We start from the raw sequence: 16,016 nt of genomic DNA, 5'->3' as shown, positions 1-16,016 counted from the left end.
GGTCGGGGTCGTCTCCCTTCGCTTCGTGGTATCCGCCCTGTTCACCCCGCAGGTGCGCCCGGTTCCCGGTGCGTCCTTCCTCCCCAGCTCGGTCTTTTCCACATCCTCTCCCGGCGTCTTCCGGATGTCCGATTCGCCCGATACGATGGGCGGAGAATCGAACGAGTGTTCGATTCCTCGACGCGGAGGAGAGGGGGACAGGATGACCGCGCTCGACCCGGGCCCGCGCCAGGAGATCCTCGGCGACCACGCCCTGTTCCCCGGCATGGCGCTCCCACGCGAGAGGGCGGACCTGCTGCGCGCCCAGCAGGCGGAGCGCGCCGCTCAGGATCCCATCCAGCGCATCCGCCCGCGCTCCCCGCGCCCCCTCACGCGCGAGTCCATCGCCGCGCGGATCGACGTCTCACCGACCCTCGAGGTCACCGAGCGCGTCCAGAGCATCTGGGACCAGGGCGTGCGCGAGTCACGAGAGCTCGCCGCGTCCCTCGCCGCCCTCGCGCCGTCCTGGCGCGGCCGCGATACCGGCGGCTGCACGCCGGAGGACGCCCAGTGCGAGGACCTGCTGGTCGCGGCCGCGCTCCGCTGCTCCGACACCGTCGCCTACCGCCGCATCCGCGACGGGCACCGCGGCGTCGACCTCTGCCCGCGGGTCTTCGCCCGCCTGCGGGCCGGGGAGTTCCCCGCCGCGTGGTTCCGCGAGCTGCTGCGCCGCACCCTCGGCCTCACCGACGAGGAGATGGCGCTGGTCGATGCGACCGTGAGCGACTGGGACCCGGGCATCACCTCCGAGCACTTCAGCCGCTGCCTCGGCACCGTCGTCGCGACGCTCCTCGAGCGCCGCGGGCTGCCGCCCCGTCTCGATGTCGAGGCGCGGCGGCGCGTCGAGTTCGAGCACGGCGGGGACGACGGCACGGCGTGCCTGCGGATCGTCGGCCCGGTCCCCGAGCTGCTGCAGCTCGCCCGCCGGCTCGACGATGCCGCGCGGACTCTCCAGGCCGCCCAGCGCCACGCGCTCGAGGCCGGAGTCGAGGTCCCCCTGGACCCGCAGGGCCGCGCGGCCGAACGGGGAAGGCCCCTGTCGCTGTCCGAGCTGCGCTACCACCTGCTCACGACGGCAGACCTGAACACTGACGGAGTGGGCCTGAGCGCCGCGTCCTTCCGCATGAACGTGACGGTCCCGCTGCTGTCGCTCATGGGCCACAGCGACGCCCCCGGCATGCTCGACGGTCGGATCCCGATCCCGGCCGAGATGGCCCGCGAGCTCGCCGCCGGCGAGGACGCCTGGTACCGGCTGCTCACCGACCCGGTGACCGGGGAGTTCCTGCCCGCGCCCGCCGAGCGCTACGCGGCGCCGCAGGCCATGCGGGAGCACCTGCGCGTGCGGATGACGACCTGCGCCGTGCCCGGCTGCCGACGCCCTGCATCCTGCGCGACCGAGGCCGACCACATCGAGGAGTACGACCACGAGGACCCGCTGCACGGCGGCCGGACCTCCGTGGACAACCTCCACCTGCTGTGCTGGAAGCACCACGCCCTGAAGACCGCCCGCCGCATCGATCCGGTCCGCGTGGATGCCTCCCATTCGCCGACCGGGCGCACCGGAACCCTCTGGAGCGTCGACGAGGAGATGCGGATCTTCCAGGAGGACGACACGGACCTCGCGACCCCCGCGATCGCGAAGGACCTCGAGGACTCCTGGGCACGGATCCGGGCCCTCCGGGACCAGCGCGAAGCGGCCCTGCGAGCACGCACCGAGTGCGCGAGGGACGAGTCCCCGCCCGAGAGGCCACCGCAGGATGCGCCGTCGGGCGCACCGCCACCGCCGTTCTGACCCCCGCGCGAATCAGCGCGCGGCGCTGCCCTCCGCCTCGCACAGCGCATCGACCGCGCGCACCAGAGCCAGATGGCTGAAGGCCTGCGGGAAGTTGCCGGCCATGCGCTGGTGCGCGTCGTCGTACTCCTCGGAGAACAGCAGCAGATCGTTCCCGCACGCCAGGACCCGATCCAGCATCTGCCGCGCGTCCTCGATGCGCCCTGCCCGCGCGTAGTACTCGGCGAGCCAGAAGCAGCAGGCCAGGAACGGATTCTCGTTCCCGCTGAGTCCGTCCTGACCCGTCGTGCGGTACCGCAGCACCAGACCGCCGTCGGTCATCAGCTCGTCCTCGATCCGACGCACCGTGGCGACCATCCGCGGATCCTCCGGATCCACGAAGCCGATCCGGGCGAGCTGCAGCAGCGAGGCATCCACCTCGGTGCTGCCGTAGGTCTGGGTGAACGCGCCGTCGGGCCCCACGCCCTCGCGCAGGATCTCGTCCCGCAGGTGATCGCGTGCCGCCCGCCATCTTTCGAGCTCCCCGTCCTTCGCCCGCAGCCCGAGCTCCTCGACGCCGCGGACGCCCCGGTCGAAGCCGGCCCACATCATCACCCGCGAATGCGTGAAGAAGGCGGGCTCCCCGCGCATCTCCCACAGGCCCTGGTCCCGCGTCTCCAGATGCGAGCACGCGAACTCCAGCAGTGAGCGCTGCAGCGACCACGACCACGTGGTCTCCTCGAGCCCCGCCTCGCGCATGGCAGCGAACCCCACCAGCACCTCGCCCACCACATCGCCCTGGTACTGGACTGCCGCGCCGTTGCCGACCCGCACCGGTCGCGAGTCCGCGAAGCCCGAGAGGTGGCCCAGCTCCCGCTCCGGCAGCGAGCGCTCCCCGGAGATCGAATACATGATCTGCATGTGCTGGGGGTCCCCGGCGATCGCGCGCAGCAGCCAGTCCCTCCATCCCAACGCCGCCTCCACGTGCCCGTGGCCCAGCAGAGCCTCGAGCGAGAGCGCCGCATCGCGCAGCCAGCAGTAGCGGTAGTCCCAGTTGCGCTCCCCGCCGAAGTCCTCCGGCAGGCTCGCCGTGGGCGCCGCGACGATGCCGCCCGCGATCACGTCGGAGAGGCCGTGCAGCACGAGCAGCGAGCGCGTCACCTCCGGCCGGTAGCGGTCGTCGACCTCGACGCGCCCCAGCCACTCGCGCCACGCCGTCCCCGTGCGCTCGATGGCACGCTGCGGGTCCACGGCCCGCGGCAGCTCCGTCCACGAGGGATGCCAGGTCATCGTCCACGCCTGCTCCTCGCCGGCGTGCAGCACGTGGCGCCCCGTGTGCACGTGGTCGCTCGCCGTGAGGCCCGGGCCGCGCAGGGCCAGTGCGCTCGCGCCGGCCACCGCGGAGATCACCGAGGCGCCCTCGGAGTCCTCTCGCCGCCGCACCCACGGCACCACGTCGCCGTACTCGAAGCGGATCCGCAGCTGCTGCTCGACCTCGACGCTGCCCTCGGTGCAGCGCACCAGGCGCACCAGGTCGGCGCGCTCGTCGGCCGACGGGTCCTCGGCGGCCTCCTCGGGCGTGATGTCCGAGGGCATCATGTCGATGACCTGCGCGGTCCCGTCGGGCCCCCGCCACGTGGTCTCGAGGATCATCGTGCCCTCGTGGTAGCGGCGCGAGGTGGCCTCGCCGCCGCGGATGCCCAGCGTCCAGTGCCCGTTGCGGTCATCGCCCAGCAGCGCGCAGAGCGCGGCGGGGGAGTCGAAGCGGGGCATGCACAGCCAGTCGATGCGGCCCTCGCGGGTGACGAGGGCCGATCCCCGTCGGTCCGACAGCAGGGCGTGGTCCTCGATGCGGTGCTCGCGATGCTCCATGCCACCCGATTCTGCACCCGCGGTCGCGGGCGGCGGTCAGGAACCGCGTGAGGTCAGGAGCCGCTCCTCCTGCGCGCGGGGCCGATGCCCGCGGTGACCGCGGCGGCGACGAGGGTGAGGACCGCCCCGACCAGGGTGAGCGGGGTGAGGTGCTCGGTGCCCGCGGGGGCGAGGACGTCCAGCAGCACCGAGCCCACGATCTGCCCGGCGATCGTCGTCATCGCGAGGGTGAGCACACCCAGTGGGCCCGCGAGCTGCGCCGCGATCGCGATGAACACGACGCCGATCGCGCCGCCCAGGTAGAGCAGCGGATTCGCGGGGAGCGGCGCGGGCCCGTGCCCGACGGCGAGGGCGTGGACCACCGCGACCAGCACGAGCATCGCGGTGCCCACGACGAAGTTCCCGAGGGTGGCGATCATGAAGTGCCCGGTGTGCTGGGAGACCCGGCCGTTCACCGCCTGCTGCAGCCCCATCGCCGCCCCCGCGACCACGGGCAGCACGAGCAGCGGCCAGGGGACGTCGACGCCCACGCCCGAGGACATCGCGAGCCCCACCGCGAGCACCATCAGCGCGGCCCCGATCAGCCGGGGAGCGGTGAGCGGGCGGACGCCGCCGGGGCCCAGGCCAACGCGGTCGACGACCAGTCCGGTGACCGTCTGGCCGGCGACGACGCAGACGATGAACAGGGCAACCCCGATCAGGGCGACGGTGAAGGTCTGTCCGAGCACGAAGGTCGCCCCGCCGATCCCGCCCAGCGCGAGCGGCCAGGGGAGCGCGCCGATGCGCAGATCGCGCCCGAAGGTCACCGCACGCTCCCGCAGGGACCTCCGGGAGAGCACGATGACCAGCACGATCACGAGGCCCGTGCCGAACGAGATGGCCGAGGCGGTGAAGCCGTCGGCGAGCTCGGTGGACAGGCGCGAGTTGATGCGCGACTGCACGGCGGAGAGCAGTCCGCCCGCCAGCGCGACCGGCAGCGCCCAGCGCGGGGCACGGCCCAGCGAGAAGGAGAGAGGGGAGGTTGCCACGGGGGTCCACTCTAGGTCCGTAGACTCGAGGAGTTCCCGACACGGAGGAGTCGATCATGACCGAGCAGTACGACGAGGACCTCACGAACCTCACCGACCCGACGCCGTCGGACCTCTCCGAGGAGAGCAGCCTCGAGGCGGCCATCGACGACGAGGACGAGGACGAGGACCCCGACGTGGAGCCCGGCGCCGAGGGGCCCGAGGGCACCGGCGTCGAGGGGGCCGACGACATCCTCGAGGAGGAGCGCGACCGCGACGCCGAGGACGATTCGTTCTACGACTCGGACTACCCGAGCGGCCTCGGCGAGGACGACTCGGCCGCCGCCGAGCAGGGCAACCGCGACGGCGACGAGATGGTCTCCGAGGGGGACGACGCCGAGGAGGTCTCCGAGCTCGACGGCGACACCGAGGACGTGGACGCCCTGGGCGGCGTCGACGAGGACATCGCGGCCGACGGCGTCGACCTCGACGGCACCGACGGCGGGGAGGACCCGCTCTCGGGCGAGGCCCTCGGGTGAGCCGGGGGGACCGCGTAGAACCCCACCCCGCGCACGCCCTCGGGCCCCGTGTCGGCGTCAAGGCGCTGATCCTGCGCGACGGGGCGATCCTCATGAACCGCTCCGACGTCGACGGGCATGACGTCTTCGACCTGCCCGGCGGCGGGCAGGAGTACGGCGAGACGCAGGCCGAGGCGCTCGTGCGCGAGTGCGCCGAGGAGATCGGCGCCCGCGTGCGCGTCCACGGCGTGGCGTGCGTGTGGGAGTTCCTCACCGAGATCGGTGGCTTCCGCCGCGAGCAGATCCCGCTGTCCCACCAGCTCAACGTGGGCTTCTGGTGCGGGCTCGAGCCCGGTGAGGAGCCCCGCGCGGAGGCGACCACGGAGATGGACGCCTGGCAGGTCGGCACCTCCTGGCTGCCCGTGGACCAGCTGGACCGCTTCGACGTGCGCCCGCGGGCGATCGCCGACTGGCTGCGGGCCGACCCGTCGATCCGACCCGTCGGCCTCGGCCCCGTCGAGCTCTAGGAGGGAGGCGGACATGGACCCCCTGGTGGGACTCGTGCAGCCGACGAGCCTGGTCGAGGCCGAGCTGCTGGTCGCGACGTTCGTGCTGTGCTCGCTGATCGGCCTCGAGCGCCAGATGCGGCAGAAGAGCGCCGGCTACCGCACCCACGTGCTCGTGGGCCTCGGCTCGTGCGCCTTCACGCTGGTCTCGGCCTACGGCTTCGCGGCGGTGCTCGGCGACGAGGTCAACCTCGACCCCTCGCGCATCGCCGCCCAGATCGTCTCCGGCATCGGCTTCCTGGGCGCGGGCGTCATCTTCAAGGGCCGCTCCATGGTGCGCGGGCTGACGACGGCCGCGACGGTCTGGGTCTCGGCCGCCGTGGGCATGGCCTGCGGCAGCGGCATGCTCTCCCTCGGCATCACCCTCACCGCCCTCCATCTCATCACGCTGTTCCTCATCGCCCCGCTCGTGCGGCGCGTGCCCGGCCCCGATCGTCACCGCCTGCTGCGCGTCACCTACGCCGACGGCCGGGGCGCGCTGCGCGACATCCTCGCGACCGCGACCGGCGCCGGCTTCACGAACTCGATCGAGAACTCCCGGAAGATCACGGGCGCCGACGGCGGCCCGAAGATCGTCATGGACATCCGCTTCCTGGGCCGCCCGCCCGTGCGCGACCTGATCCCGCCGCTGCTCGAGGTCGACGGGGTCGAGCGGGTCTCGCTCGCCAAGAACCAGGGCAGATCGGGCGGCGAGGCGGACGACGACTGACGGCCCTGGCTACGCTGGGGACGACCGCAGCGACCCGATCCGAGGAGCACCATGACCAGCGCACCCTCCATCCGCTTCCACGACGGACGCACGATCCCGCAGCTCGGCTACGGGGTCTGGCAGGTCGAGCCCGACGTCGCGGCCGACGTGGTCGTGCAGGCCTTCGAGGCCGGCTACCGGCACGTCGACACCGCCCGCGGCTACAACAACGAGGACGGCGTGGGCCGGGCGCTCGCCGCCTCGGGCCTCGCGCGCGACGAGTTCTTCGTGACCTCGAAGGTCCCCAACCAGGACCAGGGGCGTGAGGCGACGCTGCGCTCCTTCGACGCCACCATGTCCGATCTGGGCCTGGACGAGCTTGACCTCTACCTCATCCACTGGCCCGCGCCGGAGAAAGGGCTCGCCCTGGAGACCTGGCGCACCCTCATCGAGCTGCAGGAGCAGGGGCGGATCCGCTCGATCGGCGTCTCGAACTTCCGCGCCGAGGACCTCGAGATGCTCGAGGCGGAGACCGGCGTGCTGCCCGTGCTCAACCAGATCGAGCTGCATCCCTTCTTCAACCAGCCGGAGCTGCGCGCGCTGCACGCCGAGAAGGGCATCGTCACCGAGGCCTGGTCGCCGCTGGGCCAGGGCGGTGGGGAGCTCGAGGACCCGGTGGTGCTCGAGATCGCCCGCGCGCACGAGGCCGACCCCGCGCAGGTGCTCATCGCCTGGAACCTCGCCCTGGGCGACGTGGTGATCCCGAAGTCCGTCACGCCCGCGCGGATCGTCTCGAACCTCGCGTCCCTCGACCTTGCCCTCTCGGACGAGGAGATCGCGCGGATCACCGCGCTCCACCGGGGCGAGAGCGGACGGCAGGGCAAGCACCCCGGGGAGTTCACGGGCCACCAGGGCGCCTGAAGCCGTGAGCGACCGGCCGCCCGCGGGCCCCGGCAGGTCTACGCGGGCGGCCGGCGCCCCTCGAGCACCGAGAGCGCCCCGAGGATCGTGGCGCGGCTGCGCTCGAGCTCCTCGCGGCGGCGATCGACGACGGCGAGCTGCTCGGTGAGCAGCGTGCGGCGCTCCGCGTCGTCCATGTCCGCCCAGTGCGCCATGCGCGTGCGCATGTCCTGCAGGGAGAAGCCCGCGTCGCGCCCCGCGAGGACCAGCCGCACGCGCTGCACGGCGTCCTCCCCGAAGTCGCGGTAGCCGTTGGGGCCGCGGGTGATCTGACCGGGGCTGAACATGTCCCGCTCCTCGTAGAAGCGGACTGTTGATGCAGTGAGCCCGGTCCTGCGGGCGAACTCGCCGATGCGCATCGGGATCCTCCTCCTTGACCCTCCAGTGACTGGAAGGTCTAGCGTCCCAGACGTTCGACCCCCTCGTCCGTCCGTCCAGGAGATCCCCGTGGCCCAGGTGCTCGCGCTCGTCGCGTCCGTGCTGTTCATCCTCCGACTGCTCGCGCTGGTCGCCCTGCACGTGCGCCCCGGCGGCATCCACCCCGTGCGGCACGCGGTGAGCGACTATGCCGCGTCCTCCGCGCCCGGCACTCGGCGCCTCGCCGCGATCGCCTCGTGGCTCGCGGCCGCCGCCTGGGCGGTCCTGGGCATCACGGTCCTCGTGCTCCCCGCTGCGACCTCGCACACGGGGCTCGGCACGTGGCTGCTGGTGCTGGCCGTGGTGCTCGCGGTGATGCCCCGCGTGCCCACCGATGCGCCCGGGGAGCCCGTCACCTCCCGCGGCCGGCTGCACCTGGTGCTCGCCGTCGCCTGGTTCGCGATCGCGTATTCGACGATCGGGCCGCTCACGCGGCTGCTCGCCGAGGCCGCGGGGGCGCCTGCGCCCGGGATCCTGCCCGTGCTCCACGTGATCGCGGCGATCGCCCTGGTAAGCCTCGTCGTCTCCCTGCTGGTGCCGGCGCTGCGCGAGCGCACCTTCGGCGTCAGCGAGCGCGTGTTCATCCTCGCCGTCACCCTGGCGCCGCTGATCGTGGGCGTGGGCCTGGCCGCCGCGTGACCGCAGTCCCCGTAGGGTCGAGAGCATGACGCTGCCCACCGCCTCCGCCCCCTCCGACACCGCGATCGCCTGGTGCCTCCTGGACGCGCAGGGCCGCGAGCTCTCGAGCAGCGAGGCCGACCGACCCTTCTACGCGGCGAGCACCATCAAGCTGCACGTGCTCCTCGCCGCGCTGCGCGCCGCGGATCGCGGGGAGCTCGATCCGGACGCCGCGGTCCCCTCGACCCGCACCTTCACGGGGGAGGGCGGGACGCCCTTCACCCTCGCGGGCGACCATCTGGATCCGACGCATCCGGACGACGGGCAGCAGATCTCCGTGCGCGAGCTGCTGGTGCGCATGATCGACCGCTCGAGCAACGAGGCGACGGACCACGTGCTCTCCCTCGTCGGCCTCGAGGCCGTGGCCTCCGTGATCGCGGACCTGGAGCTGCCCGCGACGCGCGTCGAGCGGATGATCGGCGACGGCGCCGCGCTCGCCGCGGGCCGCACCAACGAGACCAGCGCGCGGGACCTCGCGCGCACTCTGGACACGATCGTGCGGGGCGGTGGCGCCCTGGAGCCAGGTTCTCGGGATCTCGCGCGCGAGGCGCTCGCCGCACAGCGGATCCGGATCATCGGCCGCGCGGTGCGGCCCGGCGTGCCCGTCCTGTCGAAGTCCGGCTGGGTCGACGGGTTCCGCCATGACGTCGCCGCGGTGGGCGGCGGCGGGGCCGACGAGGACCGCCCCCTCGTCCTCGCCGTGATGACCTGCGGATGGGACGAGGCGGAGGCCGACGAGCGGATCCTCGCGCTCACCCGGGACCTGCTGCCCGAGGATCTGGTGCGCTGAGCTCAGCCCTTCGCGAGCTCCACGCGCCGCGCCCCGGCGTACTCGCCGTCGGTGTCGTACTCGGTCAGCGAGACGACCTCGACGCTGCGGGCCGCGTTCGGCGCCTGCATGATCTTGTCGTCGCCCACGTAGAGGGCCACGTGGCGGATCGACTCGGCGCCCGGCTCGGTCGCGAAGAACACGAGGTCGCCGCGCTGGAGGTCCTCGCGCTCGACGCTCTGCAGCCCCGACTCGTGCATCTGGTCGCCGGCGTCGCGCTCGAGCGTGATGCCGTGGTGGTGGAACAGGGTGTACGTGTACCCGGAGCAGTCGTAGCCGTACGCGCTCACGCCGGCCCAGAGGTAGCGCAGGCCCAGGAAGCGCTCGCCGGTCGCGATGATGTCCTCGACCGTGGGACGCGGCGGCTTCTCGCCGTGCGCGCGGACCGCGGCGTCCTCGATGCTCAGCTGCATGGTGCCCGCGTCCGGGACGGCGACCTCGATGCTGTCCTCGTTCTGGCCGGTGACCGGGAGGATCGTGTCGAAGGAGACCGGCAGGCGCGCGCCCTCGCCGCGGCTCGGCGAGGTGAGCGTGCTGGTGAGCGCCGTGACGGTGGCGGTCGAGGCGCAGCGCGCCAGGCGCGCGAAGCGCTCGTCGACGGTGAGGTGGTCGATCGGGACCCAGCCCGGGTAGCCGCGGTCGTCGCGCGGGGTGCCCTGGGCGGTGACGACGATGTGCGCCCACTCGCCGTCGATCTCGTCGACGATGACCTCGCTGCCCAGCACGGCCTGAGACTCGAGCTTCCCGGTGAGCCACTTGCGGGTCTCCTCGTCGGGCATCTTCGCGTTCCACGCGTCGAGGTCCACGGGCGTGGAGACGGCGCCGTCGTCGATGCCGTCGCGGTTCGTGCGTGGATCCACCCAGAGCGTGGTCGCGGTGACCTTCACGTGCGCGGTCTCGCCGGCCTTCGGCGCCCTGCCCCCGCTGCCGCCGCTGCCATGGCCGTGCCCGTGGCCACCGTGCCCGCCTCGATGCGCGGGAGCGGCGGAGGCGGAGGCGGCGCCGGCGAGGCCTGCGAGGCCGGCGGCCCCGGTGGCGGCGAGCCGCAGCCCGGCGCGCCGGGTGACCTGCGGGTTCTGCGATGCGTCGGCGGGATCGTGAGGTGAGGTGCTGCGGTGGGCGGACATGGTGTCCTCCTTCGAGGAGACGGGTACGGGCATGCCGGGGACCTGCGGGGCGCGCGACGCATGCGGTCGCGGCGGGGTCGACGTCACCTACCACCTCCTGCGTCATCAGCGTCCTGCATCGGGTCGAGCATCGCAAGGCCGAGCCCGGGGCCGCCGACCAGCTCGAGCTCTGCGCCGCGCTGGCGGTAGCCGCCCGACGGCGCCCCGGAGGTGAACCAGGCCGGGGGATCGAGGTCGATGAGGGCGATCGCCGGATGCGCGAAGGCCAGGTGGGCCGCGGCGGTGATCGAGATCCGCGGCTCCATCATCGAGCCCACCATGCAGGCGATGCCCGCCTCGAGGGCCACGTCGGCCACGGCGAGCGCCTCGCGCAGGCCTCCCGTCTTGGCGAGCTTGATGTTCAGCAGGTCGGCAGCTCCCGCCTCGACGATGCGCCGGGCGTCCTGTGCGTTCCACACGGCCTCGTCGGCCATCACCGGGGTCGCCACCTCGGCGCGCACCCGGGCGAGGCCCTCGAGGTCCGCCGCCGGCACGGGCTGCTCGACCAGCTCGATCGGCAGACCGTCCCGCTCGAAGCCGTTGATGATGCTGATGGCCTCGCGGGCCTCCCAGCCCTGGTTCGCGTCCAGGCGCAGGCTCACCCCGGGGGCTGCCTCGAGCACCGCGGCGAGCCGCCGGCGGTCCTCGTCGATGTCCCGTCCCAGCTTGATCTTCAGGATCTGCTCGCCCGCCGCGACCGCGTCGCGCGCATGGCCGGCCATCACCTCGGGGTCCTCGAGGGAGATCGTCATGTCGTTGGTCAGCGTCCCGCAGCGGGTGCCTCCCAGCAGCTCGACCAGCGGCACCCGCGCGGCGCGCGCGGCGGCGTCGTGCAGGGCCACGTCCAGGGCGGCCTTCGCGCTCGTGCTCCCCGGGACCGCCTCGCCGATCCGCCGCCCGAGGTCGCCCAGCGGTCCTCGGGCGCCCTCGAGCGCGCCGCGCAGCGGACCCGCCAGGCACGCGGCGATCGACTCGGCCGATTCGCCCGTGACGGCGACGGTCTCGGCCGAGGACCCCTGACCCACGGTGCCCTCGGCCAGCTCGACCTCCGCGACCACGTAGTGCACGGCCTCGGTGCGCCGCGCCGCGGTCACGAAGGGCCGCTTGAGCGGCGCGACGTGGCGGTGGTGGCGCACCGCGACGACGTGCACGTCCGGATCCAGCAGGCTCTGCGGGGTCATCGATCCCCCTCCTCTCGCGGTGACGGTCACAGCGCGTGCATGACCTGGGCGCCGATCAGGCCCACGAACGTGCCCATGAACGAGCCGATCAGGGCGAACAGCACGCCCACGGGGACCAGCTGACGGTTGAAGGCGCTCGCGACCACGGGCGCGGAGGCGATGCCGCCGATGTTCGCGGTCGAGGCGACGGCCAGGGAGAACAGCTCGACCTTCGCGATCTTCGCGTAGAGCACCATGATCCCGGCGTGGATCGCGACCACGAGGATGCCCATCACGATGTAGATCGGCGCCTGCGTGATGGCGGAGAAGTCCGAGCCCGAGGCGATCTGGCCGATCACCACGAACAGCATCAGCGAGGCGACCTCGCTCGCACCGGCCGTCGACCCCAGCGGGGTCAGCGCGACGGCGAGCCCCAGCAGGGACACGATGAGGATCGACCAGGTGGTGCCGTTGACGACCGCGCCCCACTCGGGCAGCAGGCCGCCGATCCAGATCGAGAGGGTCGAGACGAGGATCGAGCCGAACACGACGATCGCGAGAGAGGACACCGTCACCGGCTTCTCCTCCTCTTCGAAGGCGCCCTCATGGGCGTCGAGGTAGGAGGTGTCGGCCTTGGTCCAGCGGTTGAAGCGGGGCGAGACCGCGACCGAGGCGAACATCAGCATCAGCCACAGCGAGTACATGAGCGTGTCGGTGATCAGGGCGTAGCCGAAGATGTTCTCGGGCGCCTTGAGGATGTCCTGGACGGCCACCATGTTCGCGCTGCCGCCGGTCCAGCTGGCCAGGAGAGCGCCGAACACCTTCCACGCCTCGGGGTGCACCGCGGCCTGGAAGACGACGTACACCAGCACCATGCCGAAGCACAGCGAGGCCGAGGCGACGAACATCGTCAGCAGCAGCTTCGGGCCCAGGCGGATGATCTTGCGCAGGTCGCAGCCGAACAGGAACAGGAAGATCATCGCCGGCAGCAGGACGTCCTTGACCTGGGCGATGGGGGCGCGGGTCGCGTCGTCCTGGCCGAAGACGCCGAGCGTGTTCAGCAGCGCGCACAGCAGGTACATCAGCACCATGCCGGGCACGTACTTGAACAGCTTCCAGCCGGTGGTCTTCTCCAGGACGATCAGCACGCACGACAGTCCCAAGAGGACGCCGAGCATCAGCAGGCCGTCGGTGATCATGGGGTGCTCCTCGGGGAAGGTGTGGGGGTCGGGAAACAAAAAAAAGTCGGAAGCACCATCGCGCCGCGCCTGGTGACAGGTGCGAGCGAGGTGCTTCCGACGGGGTCCGGTTCGGTGAGGTCCCGGGCGGACGGAGACGGTATGGAGTTATCCGGCGGTGCCCGCCGCGAGGTCGCGGTACTTCGCTGCGGCGTTGCGCACGGAGGCGGCGATCGCCTTCTGCGAAGACCCGTGGTACCTCTCGGAGATGGACTCCACCAGGGCGTCCTCGTCGAGGATCGAGCGTCCCACCAGCAGTTCTCTCACGAACTCGACCGTGAGGGTGAGGGTGGCGGTGCAGTCCGCCTCTCGGATGACGTGCGTCTCAGTATCGACGACGAGGCCGATGAAGAAAAGTCCCCACTGCGTCGTGATCGGATTGTTGCTCGGCGACTTCGCCTCACCGGTCAGGAAGATCGTCGTCATGGTCAGAGGGTAGCGGGGCCGCCTTCGGGCGAACGCTCAGCGGCGCTCGTCAAGCATGCCGGCGACGTCCTCGGAGGTCACGCGGCGACCGATCGAGATCACGGGGGGTCGGGTGGTCAGGGACATGTCGATGCGATCCGAGCGATCTCCAGGTCGAGCGGGGCGACGTCCGCGGGGACGCGGTCCAGGCCGAACCATCCGACATCGGTCAGCTCGTCCGACGGACCGACCGTCGGCTCGGCCGGGAGCCTCAGGCTGAACACGGCCGCGAGCTCGCGGCGATCGGGGCCCTTGAGCGCGAACTGCGCGAGACCCTCCCACCCGAGGTCGCGCGGATCCGCCACCAGCCCGGTCTCCTCCTCGAGCTCTCGCGCGGCCGCCTCACGAGGTGTCTCGCCCTCGTCGCAGATCCCGCCGGGCAGCTCCCACGACTTCCGCCACCGGTTCTTCCCGAACAGGACGCGATCACCCGCCCGGGCGACGACCAGCGCGAGCGGGCACGCGAGGTCTCCCACGTGGTCGGTGCGAGGCTCGTCGGCATGGGCGAAGGAGAGCAGCCGCTGTCCCTTGTCGTCGACGGCGAGCACCGGCGGAGCCGGATCCCCAGGCGCAGGCTTCTCCAGCAACATCGTCACGAACTCATCGGTCTCCTTCCGGCCCACAGGAGTGAATCCCTTCGGCCGGTAGTAGTCCAGCAGGTGCGGCGCGCAGTCCAGGCGGAGCCATCGGGCTCGCCGACGCCCGGCCTCTGCCCACGCGAGATCGAGCAGCTGAGCGCCGAGCCCCCGACCGCCCGCCGAAGGGTCAGTCATGAGTCCGTGCACGTAGAGGGCCGATTCCTCCGCGCGCTCGTGCTGGCTCCAGAAGTAGGGATCATCATCGACGAGCCGTACGGCAGCCTCGAACTCGCCGTGGCGATCAGGGGTTCCATCCGGATCCAGGACGTGCCACTCGCCGCGTGCCACCTCGACCGAGATCTGTGCGGTGTCGAGCGAGCCGATCCTCCACTGCGAGATGCCCTGCTGCTCCATCCAGAGTTCGCGAGCTCGACGCATCCCCGCCAGGCGCGGGACGTCAGACGGGACGCACGGGCGCAGGATGCTCGGTCGGCCCATCGCACCCGCCGAGCTCACAGCGGCAGCCGCACGTACGTGGTCTCGAGGTACTCCGCGATGCCCTCGTGGGAGCCCTCGCGGCCCAGGCCCGACTCCTTGACGCCGCCGAAGGGGGCGGCGGCGTCGGAGGCGACGCCAAGGTTCACGGCGACCATGCCCGACTCGATGCGGCCGGCGATGTCGGTGACCTCGGCGAGGTCCGCGCCGACGGCGTAGCTCATGAGACCGAACTCCGTGTCGTTCGCGGCGCGCACCATGTCCTCGACGTCGTCCATGACGATCACGGGCGCGACCGGGCCGAAGATCTCCTCGCGGTTCACGCGGGCATCGGCCGGTACGTCGCCGAGCACGGTGGGCAGATAGAAGAAGCCCTCCGCGCACCCCTCGGGCAGTTCGTCGGCGCGCGGCCGACGCCCGCCGGTGAGGACCTTCGCGCCGCGCTCGACGGCGTCGGCCACGAGCTCCTCGATCTTGTCCAGGGCCTTGGGCTCGATCATCGGGCCCATCGTGGTGCCCTCGTCGATCCCGGCGCCCACCTGCAGCTCCTCGGTCTTCTCCACGAGGCGCCGCGTGAACTCCTCGGCGACGGACGAGTGCACGTAGAAGCGGTTCGCGGCCGTGCAGGCCTCGCCGTTGTTGCGGTACTTCGCGGGCATCGCGGCGGCGATGGCCGTGTCCATGTCGGCCGAGGGGAGCACCAGGAAGGGAGCGTTGCCGCCGAGCTCCATCGAGGTGCGCAGCACGTGCTCGGAGGCCTGCGCGAGCAGGGTGCGGCCCACCGGCGTGGAGCCGGTGAAGGAGACCTTGCGCAGGCGGGCGTCGGCCATGAGGGTGCTCGAGAGGGTCCCCGCATCGGAGGTGACCACGGCGTTCACGACGCCCGCCGGCAGGCCCGCGTCGGCAAGGATCTGGCAGAAGGCCAGCGAGGTGAGCGGGGTGAGCTCGGCGGGCTTGAGCACGACGGTGCAGCCGGCGGCGAGGGCGGGAGCGATCTTGCGGGTGCCCATCGACAGCGGGAAGTTCCACGGGGTGATCGCGAGGACGGGGCCGACGGGACGCGAGGTGGTGAGGATCGCCTGCTCGGCGGCGGGTGCCTGCCGGAAGCGTCCGGGCAGGCGCACGGCCTCCTCGCTGAACCAGCGCAGGAACTCGGCGCCGTAGGTGACCTCGCCGTACGCCTCGTCCAGGGGCTTGCCCATCTCGAGGGTCATCAGCGCCGCGAGGTCGTCGGCCCGCTCGTGGCACAGCTCGTAGGCGCGGCGCAGGATCTCCGAGCGCTCGCGGGGGAGGGTCGCGGCCCAGTCGGCCTGGGCGGCGATGGCCGCGTCGAGGGCCTTCTCGCCGATGCTCGCCGCGTCGGCGTCGACGACCTGGGTGAGGGGGCGCCCGGTCGCCGGGTCCTGCACGTCGAGATCGGGGGTGCCGCCCAGGAATCGGCCGCCGATGAAGGAGCTGCGGGGGGTGCGCTCCAGCAGGTCGGCGACCTGCGCGGGGGAGAGACGGGGCTTCGTGGTCATGGTGCGCTCCTTCGGGTCGGGGTCACGGGCAGGGCCGGTCCCTCCATCC

At 72.2% G+C, this 16,016-nt stretch carries 16 protein-coding genes; 7 read left to right on the top strand and 9 right to left on the bottom strand.

Translation table 11 applies throughout. The annotated features are described in order from the left end of the window. Positions 1-202: 202 nt before the first annotated feature. Positions 203-1,831 carry an HNH endonuclease signature motif containing protein gene (locus MHY49_RS14385; RefSeq protein WP_239205198.1) on the top strand — a complete coding sequence of 543 codons (1,629 nt, stop codon included), beginning with the start codon at positions 203-205 and terminating at the stop codon, positions 1,829-1,831. A 12-nt stretch (positions 1,832-1,843) separates the two neighbouring features. Here the strand turns inward: MHY49_RS14385 and MHY49_RS14380 are convergent, their stop codons facing one another. Continuing rightward, positions 1,844-3,682: a glycoside hydrolase family 15 protein gene (locus MHY49_RS14380; protein ID WP_239205196.1), complete on the bottom strand. Its 1,839-nt coding sequence runs from the start codon at positions 3,680-3,682 to the stop codon at positions 1,844-1,846. A gap of 53 nt (positions 3,683-3,735) precedes the next feature. Continuing rightward, positions 3,736-4,710 (bottom strand): DMT family transporter, encoded by a 975-nt coding sequence (locus tag MHY49_RS14375; RefSeq protein WP_239205194.1) that lies wholly within the window; start codon positions 4,708-4,710, stop codon positions 3,736-3,738. 56 nt (positions 4,711-4,766) lie between these two features. On the opposite strand from MHY49_RS14375, the gene MHY49_RS14370 reads away from it, so the two are divergent. Genes MHY49_RS14370 through MHY49_RS14355 form a run of 4 tightly spaced genes read left to right on the top strand, consistent with a single transcriptional unit; the run spans position 4,767 to position 7,382 of the window. Beyond that, complete coding sequence (locus MHY49_RS14370; RefSeq protein ID WP_239205192.1) at positions 4,767-5,228, top strand: hypothetical protein; 462 nt, start codon at positions 4,767-4,769, stop codon at positions 5,226-5,228. After that, positions 5,225-5,734, top strand: a complete 510-nt coding sequence (locus MHY49_RS14365) for an NUDIX domain-containing protein (protein ID WP_239205190.1) — start codon at positions 5,225-5,227, stop codon at positions 5,732-5,734. The genes MHY49_RS14370 and MHY49_RS14365 overlap by 4 nt, the downstream gene beginning before the upstream one ends. Before the next feature lie 13 nt (positions 5,735-5,747). Beyond that, a complete protein-coding gene (locus tag MHY49_RS14360) occupies positions 5,748-6,482 on the top strand; it encodes an MgtC/SapB family protein (protein ID WP_239205188.1) in 735 nt (244 codons plus the stop codon). 51 nt (positions 6,483-6,533) lie between these two features. Next, entirely contained in the window at positions 6,534-7,382 is an 849-nt protein-coding gene (locus MHY49_RS14355) for an aldo/keto reductase (RefSeq protein ID WP_239205186.1), read from the top strand. Positions 7,383-7,420: 38 nt separating this feature from the next. Here MHY49_RS14355 and MHY49_RS14350 read toward each other — a convergent pair whose 3' ends face one another. After that, on the bottom strand, positions 7,421-7,780 hold the full coding sequence (locus tag MHY49_RS14350) for a MerR family transcriptional regulator (protein ID WP_239205184.1): 360 nt from the start codon (positions 7,778-7,780) through the stop codon (positions 7,421-7,423). Between the two features lie 88 nt (positions 7,781-7,868). Here MHY49_RS14350 and MHY49_RS14345 point away from each other — a divergent pair, with 88 nt between their 5' ends. Both MHY49_RS14345 and MHY49_RS14340 read left to right on the top strand, forming a co-directional pair. Further along, positions 7,869-8,477, top strand: coding sequence for a DUF998 domain-containing protein (locus tag MHY49_RS14345; RefSeq protein WP_239205182.1), 609 nt, complete (start codon positions 7,869-7,871; stop codon positions 8,475-8,477). 25 nt (positions 8,478-8,502) lie between these two features. Then, the gene (locus MHY49_RS14340) at positions 8,503-9,306 is read left to right on the top strand and encodes a serine hydrolase (RefSeq protein ID WP_239205180.1); all 804 of its coding nucleotides are present in this window, start codon (positions 8,503-8,505) and stop codon (positions 9,304-9,306) included. A gap of 2 nt (positions 9,307-9,308) precedes the next feature. Here MHY49_RS14340 and MHY49_RS14335 read toward each other — a convergent pair whose 3' ends face one another. The 6 genes from MHY49_RS14335 to MHY49_RS14310 all read right to left on the bottom strand — a co-directional run bounded on the left by MHY49_RS14335 (position 9,309) and on the right by MHY49_RS14310 (position 15,967). Further along, the gene (locus tag MHY49_RS14335) at positions 9,309-10,472 is read right to left on the bottom strand and encodes an NlpC/P60 family protein (protein WP_239205178.1); all 1,164 of its coding nucleotides are present in this window, start codon (positions 10,470-10,472) and stop codon (positions 9,309-9,311) included. An 83-nt stretch (positions 10,473-10,555) separates the two neighbouring features. Next, positions 10,556-11,692: a dipeptide epimerase gene (locus MHY49_RS14330; protein ID WP_239205176.1), complete on the bottom strand. Its 1,137-nt coding sequence runs from the start codon at positions 11,690-11,692 to the stop codon at positions 10,556-10,558. A gap of 26 nt (positions 11,693-11,718) precedes the next feature. Further along, the gene (locus tag MHY49_RS14325; protein WP_239205174.1) at positions 11,719-12,870 is read right to left on the bottom strand and encodes a DUF819 domain-containing protein; all 1,152 of its coding nucleotides are present in this window, start codon (positions 12,868-12,870) and stop codon (positions 11,719-11,721) included. Positions 12,871-13,017: 147 nt separating this feature from the next. After that, positions 13,018-13,335, bottom strand: coding sequence for a DUF3870 domain-containing protein (locus MHY49_RS14320; RefSeq protein WP_200502264.1), 318 nt, complete (start codon positions 13,333-13,335; stop codon positions 13,018-13,020). Between the two features lie 116 nt (positions 13,336-13,451). After that, positions 13,452-14,366: an NUDIX domain-containing protein gene (locus tag MHY49_RS14315; RefSeq protein WP_239205172.1), complete on the bottom strand. Its 915-nt coding sequence runs from the start codon at positions 14,364-14,366 to the stop codon at positions 13,452-13,454. 98 nt (positions 14,367-14,464) lie between these two features. Then, positions 14,465-15,967: an NAD-dependent succinate-semialdehyde dehydrogenase gene (locus MHY49_RS14310; protein WP_239205170.1), complete on the bottom strand. Its 1,503-nt coding sequence runs from the start codon at positions 15,965-15,967 to the stop codon at positions 14,465-14,467. Positions 15,968-16,016 lie beyond the last annotated feature (49 nt).

The sequence above is a fragment of the Brachybacterium sp. ACRRE genome, assembly GCF_022346485.1.
GTDB lineage: Bacteria > Actinomycetota > Actinomycetes > Actinomycetales > Dermabacteraceae > Brachybacterium > Brachybacterium halotolerans.
The sequence above is the reverse complement of the archived record's forward strand: the minus strand, read 5'-3'. Positions and strand labels throughout refer to the sequence as shown.

What these genes read in the sequence shown, in the direction of transcription:
- MHY49_RS14385 (WP_239205198.1), top strand. Translation starts at nt 203, where the DNA reads ATGACCGCGCTCGACCCGGGCCCGCGCCAGGAGATCCTCGGCGACCAC.
- MHY49_RS14380 (WP_239205196.1), bottom strand. Translation starts at nt 3,682, where the DNA reads ATGGAGCATCGCGAGCACCGCATCGAGGACCACGCCCTGCTGTCGGAC.
- MHY49_RS14370 (WP_239205192.1), top strand. Translation starts at nt 4,767, where the DNA reads ATGACCGAGCAGTACGACGAGGACCTCACGAACCTCACCGACCCGACG.
- MHY49_RS14360 (WP_239205188.1), top strand. Translation starts at nt 5,748, where the DNA reads ATGGACCCCCTGGTGGGACTCGTGCAGCCGACGAGCCTGGTCGAGGCC.
- MHY49_RS14355 (WP_239205186.1), top strand. Translation starts at nt 6,534, where the DNA reads ATGACCAGCGCACCCTCCATCCGCTTCCACGACGGACGCACGATCCCG.
- MHY49_RS14350 (WP_239205184.1), bottom strand. Translation starts at nt 7,780, where the DNA reads ATGCGCATCGGCGAGTTCGCCCGCAGGACCGGGCTCACTGCATCAACA.
- MHY49_RS14340 (WP_239205180.1), top strand. Translation starts at nt 8,503, where the DNA reads ATGACGCTGCCCACCGCCTCCGCCCCCTCCGACACCGCGATCGCCTGG.
- MHY49_RS14335 (WP_239205178.1), bottom strand. Translation starts at nt 10,472, where the DNA reads ATGTCCGCCCACCGCAGCACCTCACCTCACGATCCCGCCGACGCATCG.
- MHY49_RS14330 (WP_239205176.1), bottom strand. Translation starts at nt 11,692, where the DNA reads ATGACCCCGCAGAGCCTGCTGGATCCGGACGTGCACGTCGTCGCGGTG.
- MHY49_RS14325 (WP_239205174.1), bottom strand. Translation starts at nt 12,870, where the DNA reads ATGATCACCGACGGCCTGCTGATGCTCGGCGTCCTCTTGGGACTGTCG.
- MHY49_RS14320 (WP_200502264.1), bottom strand. Translation starts at nt 13,335, where the DNA reads ATGACGACGATCTTCCTGACCGGTGAGGCGAAGTCGCCGAGCAACAAT.
- MHY49_RS14315 (WP_239205172.1), bottom strand. Translation starts at nt 14,366, where the DNA reads ATGGAGCAGCAGGGCATCTCGCAGTGGAGGATCGGCTCGCTCGACACC.
- MHY49_RS14310 (WP_239205170.1), bottom strand. Translation starts at nt 15,967, where the DNA reads ATGACCACGAAGCCCCGTCTCTCCCCCGCGCAGGTCGCCGACCTGCTG.